Below are 12,058 nucleotides of genomic sequence, written 5' to 3' on the forward strand. Positions count from 1 at the left end.
GATAAAATGGCAACAGACGTAAAAAATAAAATGAGTGAATTAAATATAATTTACGAATTATCATAAAAAAGCACCAGCAATAACCGCAAAGCTGATTTGAAACAATAATTGAATCTGTGATCTTTCCCATAATATGACTATTGATATTTTAGGGGGATGGGTATGGACAAACTCTTGGAGCGGTTTTTTGAATATACTGCTTTTGATACACAATCAAAACTGAATGCAAAAACAGTACCTAGTAGCACAGGCCAGCTAAAATTTGCCCGAGCACTAGCGAAAGAGCTGAATGAATTAGGCTTTGACCAAGTGACGTTAACCGACCAAGGTTGCTTGATGGCCTTTTTGCCATCGAACGTTGATTGGGATGTTCCTTCTATTGGCTTTATTTCTCATTTAGACACAGCGCCTGATTTTTCAGGTAAAAATGTTTGCCCACAAGTTTTAGAAAACTATCGTGGTGGTGATATTGCTCTGGGTATTGGTGACGAAGTGTTATCACCAGTCATGTTCCCCGTGTTGCATGAAATGATTGGTAAAACACTAATCATGACCGATGGTAAAACGTTATTAGGTGCGGATGATAAAGCGGGGATCGCTGAAATAATCACGGCCCTCGTGCGTTTAAAAGGCAATAATGTTCCTCATGGCAAGGTTTGTATAGCGTTTACCCCAGATGAAGAAATTGGCCGCGGTGCTCGTCATATTGATTTTAAACAGTTTGATGCATTGTGGGCATACACCGTTGATGGTGGTGGAGTCGGGGAATTGGAGTATGAAAATTTCAATGCGGCAAACGTAGGGATCAAAATTGTAGGGAACAATACCCACCCAGGTAATGCAAAAGGGGTAATGGTAAATGCGCTTAATTTAGCCAACCGCATTCATTCAATGTTACCAGCAGATGAAGTCCCTGAAAATACAGAAGGGTATAAAGGTTTTTACCATCTCACATCTATAAAGGGAACGGTAGAAAAGGCAGAGTTAAACTACATTATTCGCGATTTTGACCTCGCCAGTTTTGAAGCAAGAAAGAAAAATATTATTCGTATTGCTGAAAAGGTAGGGGAAAATCTACACCCAAGCTGCTATATCGAGCTGACATTAGACGATACCTACTACAACATGCATCGAGAAGTGATGAAATACCCACATGTTGTTGAATTAGCAAAACAAGCCATGGTTGATTGTGGTATTGAACCTATTGTTCAGCCTATTCGAGGTGGAACAGACGGCGCTCAGTTGTCTCATCGCGGTTTACCTTGCCCAAATATTTTTACTGGAGGGTATAATTTCCACAGTAAACATGAATTCATTACCCAAGAAGGTATGGAGCAGGCTGTAGACGTTATTATGCGAATTGCGGAGCTGACTGCTATTCATGCAAAACAGCAATAATAGTTAAATCAATTAAATAAAGCGCTCAGAACATAATATTCTGGGCGTTTTTTATGACTTAAAATTAAAAAAGCTCATCAGTATGATGAGCTTTGAGTAATAAATAACGTTAAATTTACGGTTTAATCGTCAAAATACCAATAACCGTTATTCACTAAGGCTGTTATAAGCGCGATGAAGTTGACATCATCAATAGCGTCACCCAGTGTTTGGCTATTTACAGCGTCATATCGACATAAGCTGTCTGCGGCTTCATAGCAGGTGGTTTCTAAGCATTCACCATTTATGAAAAACTGGTCGCCAACACGTAATGCTCTAAGACCGTTGAGTTTATATAAGGTCTCTTCCTGAGTTTTCAGCAAATCATAGATTTCATCGTGTTCATAAGGTGGCTCTGGTGGTGCAATGTCTAATTCATGGCGTGATTGAGAAATAAACTCACCTAGCCATTTGCGGAACAAATCAGGGTCGTTAATCAGTGACTCCATCATTTCACGCAGTTTGATTTGTTCACCCTGTAATATCTCAGCAGGGTTATCACGGAACGATAAATCAGGATCGCTGTAGCGATAGCTGCCTAAATCATTCGAAATTAAATGGTCAGCAAAGCTGCTCATCAGTTCGCGTGTATTAGGTGCACGGAAACCAACAGAATAGTTTAACGAGGGCTCGATAGCGTAGCCTTCGTGTGGGAATCCAGGTGGAATATACAGGATATCACCGGGTTCCATCTCTTCATCGATGATAGCGTCAAAGGGCTGCACTTGTAGAAGGTCAGGGTGAGGGCTATGCTGTTTCATTGGGATTTTTTCCCCAACACGCCAATGGCGACGGCCTTCCCCTTGAATGATAAATACATCGTATTGATCAAGGTGAGGGCCAACACCACCACCAGGAACAGAATATGAAATCATTAAGTCATCCATACGCCAATCTGACAGGACACGAAACGGCTTCATTAATGCTGCGCTTGGGTGATGCCAATGATCCACTGCTTGCACTAAAATAGACCAATTCTCTTCACCGAGGTGATCATAGCTTTCAAATGGGCCGTGACCTACTTGCCAAATCCCCTCTTTATGGCTAACTAAACGGCTATCAACCTCATCTTCCATCGCCAAACCAGCAAGCTCGTCTGGTGAGATAGGATCAATAAAACGCGCGAACCCTTTTTTGATAAGCAGTGGGCGCTTCTGCCAATGACTGTCGAGAAAACTCTGCCAGTCAAGATTGAGTGTATAGTCCATCTTATTGTCCCTAGTAAAAAAACATCTTAAATAGTATACCTGAAATGGTTTGCAAAGTAGGGGCTAAACGGACTCACATCACAGATTAGCTATCTTCAATCATGGATTGCTGGCGAAATGTGACGGTTAAACGCGCCCCACCGAGAGGGCTGTCACTAATGGTGATAGCCCCATCATATTGATCAATGATATCTACCGCGATGGATAACCCTAACCCTTGGCCGGGGCGAAGTGTATCTGCACGTTGTCCACGAACAAAAATCAGGTCACGCTTGCTTTCAGGAACACCTGGGCCATCATCATCTACAATTAATGTGAGGCTATCTTGCTCAACGATGGCAGTAACCTCTACAAACTCCAAACAATATTTGCAAGCATTTTCCATAATATTGCCCATCACTTCCATGAAATCATTCGGTTGTCCTAGCCAAGTGATTTCTGGGGAAATATCGACGGTAATAGAAACCCCTTTGTGTTGATAAACTTTATGTAGTGCGCTTGCTAAGCTATCTAAGATTGATGGAACAGATGAAATCTCTCTAAGCATTAAGTTTTCATCGCCTTGTGTCGATGCCCGATGCAAATAATAACCAACTTGCTGTGAAATTCGACCAATTTGTTCCAACATGATTGGTTCAGCTTGATCGATATTCATTTGTTTACCTGAACGTAGCAATCGTAGTGTGGATTGTAAAACGGCGAGTGGGGTTTTCAGACTATGGGTTAAATCAGATAACGTCGTGCGGTATTTGCTGTAACGTTTTCGTTCGTTAGTTAACAAGATATTTAAATTACGCACTAAGCCCCTAAGCTCAGAAGGTGGGTTTTCATCAAGGGTATCTCGTTCGCCTTTTTCAAGACTACTGAGCTGAGAAACCAAGGATTTAATTGGACGTAAGCTCCAATAGGCAGCAAGCCATAGTAAGGGAATAACCAAAATAAGGTTAGCCAGTAATACATAACCAAACCATTCCCACACTAACCCTGTGTTTTGTAAATCCTGCGGTAAAGTATCAACGACGACAATAGTTAAAGGAGGAAGGTTCTCACCTGCGGCATATTGATTTACGGAAACGGAATGAGTGAGAGGTTCATCGTCAGTTTCCATTTTATCCAGCTTATTATTATATTCTGGATTGTCATCAAGGAGTTGGCGAGTTTCACGGATATCAGTGTCAATCTCATATAACCCTTCTTTTTTCAGCCAATCGTTACGGATCAGCCGTTCGACACTGGGCACATCGCGTTGGCGCCATAATACTTGTCCTTGTTCATCATAAATAATAACAAGTGTAGGGTTATTCAGCGTAAAATTTGGAGGAACACGGATGTCAATTTTGTTGTTTTGCCACTGAGCTAGGCTGTAAATAAGGTTACTTTGGCTTCGTAGTAGGGTGTAGGTTGTTTTATCAAAGCTAATTAAATAGCCAAGTATGGCCACGATGCCATAGGACAGGGTTAATGCAAGAATAACAGCCGAAGTTGCGCACAAAAACCGAGCACGCAACGAAAGTGGTTTAACTTTAAATTTGCTTAGCCACATATTAGCCATTCACATCAAAACGGTAGCCTTGGCCACGAACCGTTACGATAACTTCATCATCATGAAATTGCTGAATTTTCTTACGTAATCTACCCATTAAAACATCAATGGTATGGCTTTCTCTGAGCTCTGCGTCTGGATAAAGTTGGCGCATTAATGAGTCTTTACTGACAACTTTGCCATTGTTACGTAGTAAGGTTTCAATGATGGTGTATTCAAATGCAGTGAGTTTAACGGCTTCGCCGTTTACGGTGAATTCTTTACGGGATAGGTCAATAACAAAATTACCTAACTCTAATACTTGTGAGGCTAACCCGCTGTTTCTGCGCATTAATGCCTGCATACGCGCCACAAGCTCTTCCAGTTGAAAAGGTTTGGTGACGTAGTCATCTGCACCACTATTCAAAGCTTGGACTTTTTCTTGCCAACTTTCACGAGCAGTCAGTACTAAGAGGGGGATATTCACATGATTACTGCGCCAACGTTTGATCATTGATAGACCATCTTCATCGGGTAAGCCTAGATCGACAACGGCGATGTCAGGGCAGCTTTCATGCAAAAAATAATCTGCTTCTTTTGCGTCTTCAGCGGAATCAACCTGATGACCCAGTTCTTTAAGTTGAACTGTTAAGTGATGACGAAGTAACGCATTGTCTTCGACGATAAGAATACGCATCTGAAACCCTCATAGTAAAAAGAGATAGTGTCTGCCAAGATGATAGTAGCACTAGAACTGCAATGGTAAAAAGAGATCTCAGCCGCGACAAGGGATTAAGTAAATATAAGTCAAACAAATCAAAAAAAAAGCGGTTTTTTTCGAGTGATAAGGCGGTTTTGGGGTATATATGGCTAATATAGAAGCAGTGATAATAAAAAAAGGCGGTACATTGACCGCCTGATTAAATAAACTAAGATTATTTTAGTTCATCAATAAAAGTGACAGCGTAACCAATATAGTTAGCAGGTGTCATTGCTTTTAAACGCACTTTTTCATGTTCTGGTAGCTCTAAACCATCAATAAACTGTTTCATGCCTTCTGCGGTAACGCGCTTACCACGGGTTAATTCTTTTAGCTTTTCATAAGGCTTTTCGATGCCATAACGGCGCATAACAGTTTGAATAGGCTCAGCTAATACTTCCCAGTTTTGATCTAATTCGTCTAGTAAGTGCTGTTCGTTAACTTCCAGCTTGTTTAAGCCTTTCATGGTAGATTGATAGGCAATTAAGGCATAGCCTAAACCAACACCTAAGTTACGCAGTACAGTAGAGTCGGTTAAGTCACGTTGCCAACGGGAGACAGGCAGTTTGCTTGCCAAATGGCCTAAAACTGCATTAGCTAAGCCTAAGTTACCTTCTGAGTTTTCGAAGTCGATAGGGTTAACTTTGTGCGGCATGGTGGAAGAGCCGATTTCACCAGCGATAGTTTTCTGTTTAAAGTGATTTAATGCGACATAACCCCAAATATCACGGTCGAAATCTAACACAATCGTGTTAAAACGCGCGACACAGTCAAATAGTTCAGCAATGTAATCATGCGGTTCGATTTGCGTGGTGAATGGGTTCCATTGAATGCCAAGTGAGGTAACAAAAGTTTCACTAAATTCGTGCCAGTTTACTTCTGGGTATGCAACCATATGTGCATTGTAGTTACCGACTGCACCGTTGATTTTACCTAAAATTTCAACCTGTTGCAGTTGGCGGAATTGACGCTCTAAACGGTAAGCAACGTTGGCAAATTCTTTACCAATCGTTGATGGTGTCGCTGGTTGACCGTGAGTTCGAGAGAGCAGTGGCAGGTTGCGGTATTCATGTGCCATTGCTTTAACTTTATCAATAATTTGACGCCATTGAGGTAATAATACCTCTTCACGTGCTGTTTTGAGCATCAATGCATGGGATAAGTTGTTGATATCTTCAGATGTACATGCAAAGTGAATGAATTCAGAAACAGCATGCAGAGCAGGAATATGTTCTACCTTTTCTTTAAGAAAATACTCAACAGCTTTAACATCATGGTTGGTTGTGCGTTCAATTTCTTTAATCCGCATCGCGTCTTTTTCGCAGAAGTTCGCGACAATTTCATCTAAGTAAGCGATTGCGTCAGCATCAAATGAAGGAACTTCTTTGATTTGAGCGGTTGCAGCCAGTTTTTGCAGCCAGCGAACTTCAACTTGCACGCGAAATTTCAGTAAGCCAAACTCACTAAAAATAGTGCGTAAAGCGCTGACTTTATCACCGTAACGGCCGTCAATCGGGGATACAGCGGTCAGTGAGGATAATTCCATTGGTAGCAACTCCAGATTTAAAGGTGAGACAAAATTTCTTTCGCCTGATTTGCCAGACGATTACGAGAAAACATAAGTTGGATGCGACTTCCACCTACTTGCTGCCAAAGTACTGCGGAACGAATTCCTGCAAGCAGAATTGCACGAACTTTAGCTTGAACTAAAGTGTTTTTCAGAATGTCAGGAGAACCTGTAACTTGGATTCGAGGGCCTGCAGGGCTGACGACATCAACATAAATACCTGCTAACGCATTGAATACGCCCTCAGAGAGTGGTTCAAAATAGCTAGCTTGACGTTCAAATTGCTCAATACGCTGCCCAAGCTTATTCATTGCTTCATCGTCTTTATTCAGACGGCGCTCAAGGACCATCATGCTCAGCATATAACGCGTCATTTCGGCGGATAAACCGCTATTACCACCCGTTAACATGCCTAACATTGCACCTAAACCCGTTTTGAGATTTGCAGGGTCATTACCATACACATCTAACGTGGAGTTTGGGTTCATATTGGTTAGGCTATTGACCATCGTTTCGGCATCGCTATCAAGGCAAATGCCTTCATGGGCCAGCTTTTGAACCATAGCACCTGCTTGGCAGATCCCCGCCAAGGCCAGTGTAATGTCGTAATAATTTTTCGCCACAACTACTCCTGAATACGGGTTTCAATAATGCCGCCACCAAGGCAGACTTCGTCAATATAAAACACGGCAGATTGCCCCGGGGTGACAGCAGCAACAGGGTAATCAAATGTGACTTCGATTCGCTCTGCATCTATAGGCGTAATTATACAAGGGATATCCCCTTGGCGGTAACGCGTTTTGACCACACAACGCAACGGTTGGGTTAGTGTTTCTCTATCAACCCAGTCTAATTGCTGTGCAATCAAGCCGATAGACATCAAACGCGGATGCTCATGGCCTTGTGCAACAATTAAGATATTGTTTTCAACATCTTTATCGACAACATACCAAGGATCTTCCGAGCCTTCCTTCGTTCCGCCAATGCCTAAGCCTTTACGTTGCCCTAATGTGTGATACATCAAGCCTTCGTGTTGACCAATTGTTTCACCATCAACCGTGACAATTGGGCCTGGTTGAGCAGGGAGGTAGCGGCCGAGGAAATCGCGGAATTTACGTTCGCCAATAAAGCAAATTCCCGTTGAGTCTTTTTTCTTTGCGGTGATTAAGCCGATTTCTTCTGCAATACGGCGGACTTCAGGTTTTTCGAGTTCACCGACAGGGAACAGGCTTTTTGCCACTTGCTCATGGCTGAGTGTATACAGGAAATAGCTTTGGTCTTTGTTGCCATCTAAACCACGGAGTAACTGGCTTTTCCCGTCAACATCACGGCGGCGTACATAGTGACCTGTAGCAATATAATCAGCCCCTAAATCTTCAGCGGCAAATTCTAAAAAGGCTTTAAATTTGATTTCTTTGTTGCACAGAATGTCAGGGTTTGGCGTGCGGCCTGCTTTGTATTCGGTTAAGAAATGTTCGAATACATTATCCCAATATTCAGCGGCAAAGTTGATGGTGTGTAACTCGATACCGAGTTTGTCACATACCGCTTGTGCATCAGCAAGGTCAGTTGCTGCGGAGCAATATTCCGTATCGTCATCTTCTTCCCAGTTCTTCATAAACAGACCAGCCACCTGATATCCTTGCTGTTGGAGCAAATAGGCGGATACGGATGAGTCAACACCACCGGACATACCGACGATGACTTTTTTCTGGCTGTTATCTGACATGGTACTGTTATTTGACATGGAAATAGTCTCAATGCGGAAAAATCAAGCCCCATACTCTAGCATGTTGACCCCTTGTTGCACCAGAGTTAGAGAGAATATTATTGCTTGATGACTATTTCACCAAGCAAAAGGGCGTTATTGATAGTGAGTGCCATAAGCTGAAAGAATATCGAGTGGATAATTATTGCCAGTTTGAAAGCAACGCAAGCTTTCAGCGACTAAAGGGGAGCGCAGGCAGTCACTTTCTAAAATGTCTTGCGCGTCGACCCAGTGACAACAGGCGATATCGCTATCTTGCGGGTGGGTTTCACAAATAGCATCAAGTTCGACGGCAAATAAAAAACGAATAAATTGCGTACTATCTGGCGCTATCCATTGGTGGATTTGAATTAATTGAGTTGGCATAGCCTGTATACCCGTTTCTTCAAGTAATTCTCGTTCAGCAGCTTGCAAGAGGGTTTCGTTGGCCTCTAGGTGCCCTGCGGGTTGGTTCCAGGTAGGCTTATTATTGATCCACTCTTCAACGACCAAAAATTTGCCTTCAGCATGCACAATTGTTGCGACAGTGACATTGGGTTTAAACAACGTTGACCTCCATCCATTCACCTACTGACAAATCCCCTAAGTTAAATTCACCCATTTGATAGCGAATTAAACGTAGTGTCGGGGATCCGATATTTGCCGTCATGCGGCGCACTTGCCGATTACGGCCTTCATATAAGGTAATTTTAAGCCAGCTTGTTGGAATATTTTTGCGTTCTCTTATTGGCGGATTGCGAGGCCACAGCCATTTGGGTTCTTCAACTAACTCTACTCCTGCGGGAAGTGTAGGGCCATCATTTAACATCAGCCCTTGGCGAAATTGTGCCAATGCGCTTTCATCAGGGATACCTTCTACTTGAGCATAGTATATTTTCCCTGTTTTTTTCTGGGGTTGTGTCAAACGCGCTTGCAATTTTCCATCATTAGTTAGAATTAACAAGCCTTCGCTATCTCTATCAAGGCGACCCGCGGCATAAACATCAGTAATGGGAATATAGTTTTTTAAGGTGTCGCGGCCTTGTTCATCGGTAAATTGTGGCAGTACATCAAAGGGCTTGTTGAATAGAATAACTTTGCGTACTTTAGCGGGTTGGTGACTAGCTGAAGTTGCTAAATGCTTAGTGGATTTGGCGTGTTTTTGTTTTATAGGGGATGAGCCAAATTTAGCCCGTTTCTTAGGGGGTATATTCATTTATCGTTAGCCAGATAGTAGTGCCAGTAAAAAGGTACGCCTGAAAGTATAATGGAAATCAACGAAAAAAAATATTCTTAGGAGGTAGGGAAATATGAGTCACAAAGCGTTATGACTCATATTTTAATTAATTATTCGCTGATCTCATCAATGAACTCATTAAATATATCGAATATTCGTTCAATGAGACCTAAGCAGATTGTATATTCTTGATGACTAAAAGGAATAGTATCAATAAGTTCAACTTCACTACCCATGGTATGACCGCTTTCACGACTTAAATGAAGATCACCACAATAAACTAACGCATTAGGGGAATGTTGTGCAATTTTATTTAAATAAGTAAAAAATACACGACCTGTGGCTTCTATTGATTCAATGATGACTAATCGAATTTTTGCAGGCTGGTTTGATAACATTTCAATGAGTTGGTAAGTGAGTTTACGATTCGCTTCCATTTGTGGTGACCACAGCCACGCTAGAGTGTCTGTTATAGGTTGTGACTTATTCATTTTTAATGTGCATAAATCACTGAGATACCATGGCCAATGATTTTCATCTTCAAGTGCGTGTGTATTAACGGCGACCTCTAACGCATTTTGTGGAAAAGTAAAAGGCAAAATAAATTTATTTAAATCACCAAAGCTCATAATAAAAAAGGCTATCTTAGGCAGAAACTCTAGAGATTCTGCTATAGGGAGCTGCGGGTCGATGGGGTTTAAGAAAAAAGGGTGTTGAGCATATTCATTTTTCTTTTTTTGAATAAAAATAGAAAGTTTTTTCATATAATCACCTTTTTATGAGTTGGTTATTAATGATTTTATATTCATTTTATATTTGGCTATATTACGATGTTTATTAGTGGGAGTTATTTCTTAGCTTATTTGGTGTACTTATTGTTCACCTTCACCAGAGATTAAAAACATTAAAATCATAAAAGTAATAAATTGATGATTTGTTAATTAAAGTTATTGTTTATTAAAGGAAAAAATAACAAGCAACTTAATTTATGTGAGCAATTCGAATGTTTATTAATGTTATTCCAGATAAAATTAATGTGAATTGAGTTTCAAAGTCGTCAAGGTAGTGTTATTGGGTTTCGATGATTTGTAGGGTATGAGTGAGTTATCTTTTTCAGTAATGATATGATTTTATAGGGAATTATTCTGTTTTTATTCACGTGTTAGTGCGTTTAATGCGATCCATACTAAAGCTTAGGTGAGTAATCATTGGCGTTCGACGCAGATTGCAGTAGTATTGACACGTCTCTTACAAAAAATTAACAAGCAAAATACGCAAGTGAAAGGAGAGGTTAATGGAAAGCAAAGTAGTAGTTCCGGCAGAAGGCGCTAAAATTACCATTGATGCAAAAGGCAAACTAAACGTTCCGAACAACCCAATTATCCCTTATATCGAAGGTGACGGCATTGGTGTTGATGTCACTCCAGCAATGTTAAAAGTGGTTGATGCGGCAGTTAAGAAAGCTTACAACGGTGAGCGCAAAATTTCTTGGATGGAAATTTACACTGGCGAAAAATCTACACAAATTTATGGTAAAGATGTTTGGTTACCAGAAGAAACTCTCGATTTAATCCGTGATTACCGCGTTTCAATTAAAGGTCCTTTAACAACTCCAGTTGGTGGTGGTATTCGTTCTTTGAACGTTGCACTGCGTCAACAACTTGACTTGTACATCTGCTTACGTCCAGTACGTTACTACAAAGGCACACCAAGCCCAGTTAAACAACCTGAACTGACTGATATGGTTATCTTCCGTGAAAACTCAGAAGATATTTACGCAGGTATTGAGTGGAAAGCTGGCAGCGCAGAAGCTGACAAAGTGATTAAATTCCTGAAAGATGAAATGGGCGTGACAAAAATCCGTTTCCCACAAGATTGTGGTATCGGTATCAAACCATGTTCAGAAGAAGGAACAAAACGTTTAGTTCGTGCTGCAATTGAATACGCAATTGATAACGGTCGTGATTCAGTGACTTTAGTTCATAAAGGCAACATTATGAAATTCACTGAAGGTGCGTTTAAAGATTGGGGTTACCAATTAGCACAAGAAGAATTCGGTGGCGAATTACTAGATGGTGGCCCATGGGTTAAAATTAAAAACCCTAAAACTGGCAAAGACATCATCGTTAAAGATGTGATTGCAGATGCATTTTTACAACAAATCCTGCTGCGCCCTGCGGAATATGATGTTATCGCATGTATGAACCTAAACGGTGACTACATTTCTGATGCATTAGCAGCACAAGTTGGCGGTATCGGTATTGCACCTGGCGCTAACATCGGTTCTGAGTGTGCATTGTTCGAAGCAACTCACGGTACTGCACCTAAATATGCAGGTCAGGACAAAGTAAATCCAGGTTCTATTATCCTTTCTGCTGAAATGATGCTGCGCCATATGGGTTGGACTGAAGCCGCTGACTTAATCGTTAAAGGTATGGAAGGCGCAATCGCGGCTAAAACTGTAACTTACGATTTCGAACGTCAGTTAGAAGGCGCTAAATTACTGAAATGTAGCGAATTCGGCGATGCAATGATTAAACACATGTAATTTATTACGTGGTGTGATTAATAACGGGAGCC

At 41.3% G+C, this 12,058-nt stretch carries 11 protein-coding genes; 2 read left to right on the plus strand and 9 right to left on the minus strand.

Going from position 1 to position 12,058, the window contains the following annotated elements; all coding sequences use genetic code 11:
• Positions 1-162: 162 nt before the first annotated feature.
• Positions 163-1,398, plus strand: a complete 1,236-nt coding sequence (gene pepT, locus J6836_RS05175) for a peptidase T (RefSeq protein ID WP_219247408.1) — start codon at positions 163-165, stop codon at positions 1,396-1,398.
• A gap of 122 nt (positions 1,399-1,520) precedes the next feature.
• On the opposite strand, the gene J6836_RS05180 is transcribed toward pepT, so the two are convergent.
• The 9 genes from J6836_RS05180 to J6836_RS05220 all read right to left on the minus strand — a co-directional run bounded on the left by J6836_RS05180 (position 1,521) and on the right by J6836_RS05220 (position 10,242).
• The gene (locus tag J6836_RS05180; protein WP_219247410.1) at positions 1,521-2,645 is read right to left on the minus strand and encodes a ribosomal protein uL16 3-hydroxylase; all 1,125 of its coding nucleotides are present in this window, start codon (positions 2,643-2,645) and stop codon (positions 1,521-1,523) included.
• Between the two features lie 85 nt (positions 2,646-2,730).
• Positions 2,731-4,188 (minus strand): two-component system sensor histidine kinase PhoQ, encoded by a 1,458-nt coding sequence (phoQ, locus tag J6836_RS05185; RefSeq protein ID WP_219247411.1) that lies wholly within the window; start codon positions 4,186-4,188, stop codon positions 2,731-2,733.
• Position 4,189: 1 nt separating this feature from the next.
• Positions 4,190-4,864 carry a two-component system response regulator PhoP gene (gene phoP, locus J6836_RS05190; protein ID WP_219247413.1) on the minus strand — a complete coding sequence of 225 codons (675 nt, stop codon included), beginning with the start codon at positions 4,862-4,864 and terminating at the stop codon, positions 4,190-4,192.
• A gap of 238 nt (positions 4,865-5,102) precedes the next feature.
• Positions 5,103-6,473 carry an adenylosuccinate lyase gene (gene purB, locus J6836_RS05195; protein WP_219247415.1) on the minus strand — a complete coding sequence of 457 codons (1,371 nt, stop codon included), beginning with the start codon at positions 6,471-6,473 and terminating at the stop codon, positions 5,103-5,105.
• 17 nt (positions 6,474-6,490) lie between these two features.
• Positions 6,491-7,117: a high frequency lysogenization protein HflD gene (gene hflD, locus J6836_RS05200; protein WP_219247418.1), complete on the minus strand. Its 627-nt coding sequence runs from the start codon at positions 7,115-7,117 to the stop codon at positions 6,491-6,493.
• 2 nt (positions 7,118-7,119) lie between these two features.
• Positions 7,120-8,223: a tRNA 2-thiouridine(34) synthase MnmA gene (gene mnmA / locus J6836_RS05205; RefSeq protein ID WP_219249392.1), complete on the minus strand. Its 1,104-nt coding sequence runs from the start codon at positions 8,221-8,223 to the stop codon at positions 7,120-7,122.
• A 135-nt stretch (positions 8,224-8,358) separates the two neighbouring features.
• The gene (locus J6836_RS05210) at positions 8,359-8,808 is read right to left on the minus strand and encodes an NUDIX domain-containing protein (RefSeq protein WP_219247420.1); all 450 of its coding nucleotides are present in this window, start codon (positions 8,806-8,808) and stop codon (positions 8,359-8,361) included.
• On the minus strand, positions 8,801-9,457 hold the full coding sequence (rluE, locus tag J6836_RS05215) for a 23S rRNA pseudouridine(2457) synthase RluE (RefSeq protein ID WP_219247421.1): 657 nt from the start codon (positions 9,455-9,457) through the stop codon (positions 8,801-8,803). Before rluE ends, J6836_RS05210 begins: the two co-directional genes overlap by 8 nt.
• Positions 9,458-9,588: 131 nt before the next feature.
• On the minus strand, positions 9,589-10,242 hold the full coding sequence (locus tag J6836_RS05220; RefSeq protein ID WP_219247423.1) for a hypothetical protein: 654 nt from the start codon (positions 10,240-10,242) through the stop codon (positions 9,589-9,591).
• Positions 10,243-10,772: 530 nt separating this feature from the next.
• On the opposite strand from J6836_RS05220, the gene icd reads away from it, so the two are divergent.
• A complete protein-coding gene (gene icd / locus J6836_RS05225; protein WP_219247425.1) occupies positions 10,773-12,026 on the plus strand; it encodes an NADP-dependent isocitrate dehydrogenase in 1,254 nt (417 codons plus the stop codon).
• Positions 12,027-12,058 lie beyond the last annotated feature (32 nt).

Origin of the sequence: Providencia sp. R33, assembly GCF_019343475.1 — a bacterium.
Lineage (GTDB): Bacteria > Pseudomonadota > Gammaproteobacteria > Enterobacterales > Enterobacteriaceae > Providencia.

What these genes read in the sequence shown, in the direction of transcription:
- pepT (WP_219247408.1), top strand. Translation starts at nt 163, where the DNA reads ATGGACAAACTCTTGGAGCGGTTTTTTGAATATACTGCTTTTGATACA.
- J6836_RS05180 (WP_219247410.1), bottom strand. Translation starts at nt 2,645, where the DNA reads ATGGACTATACACTCAATCTTGACTGGCAGAGTTTTCTCGACAGTCAT.
- phoQ (WP_219247411.1), bottom strand. Translation starts at nt 4,188, where the DNA reads ATGTGGCTAAGCAAATTTAAAGTTAAACCACTTTCGTTGCGTGCTCGG.
- phoP (WP_219247413.1), bottom strand. Translation starts at nt 4,864, where the DNA reads ATGCGTATTCTTATCGTCGAAGACAATGCGTTACTTCGTCATCACTTA.
- purB (WP_219247415.1), bottom strand. Translation starts at nt 6,473, where the DNA reads ATGGAATTATCCTCACTGACCGCTGTATCCCCGATTGACGGCCGTTAC.
- mnmA (WP_219249392.1), bottom strand. Translation starts at nt 8,223, where the DNA reads ATGTCAGATAACAGCCAGAAAAAAGTCATCGTCGGTATGTCCGGTGGT.
- rluE (WP_219247421.1), bottom strand. Translation starts at nt 9,457, where the DNA reads ATGAATATACCCCCTAAGAAACGGGCTAAATTTGGCTCATCCCCTATA.
- J6836_RS05220 (WP_219247423.1), bottom strand. Translation starts at nt 10,242, where the DNA reads ATGAAAAAACTTTCTATTTTTATTCAAAAAAAGAAAAATGAATATGCT.
- icd (WP_219247425.1), top strand. Translation starts at nt 10,773, where the DNA reads ATGGAAAGCAAAGTAGTAGTTCCGGCAGAAGGCGCTAAAATTACCATT.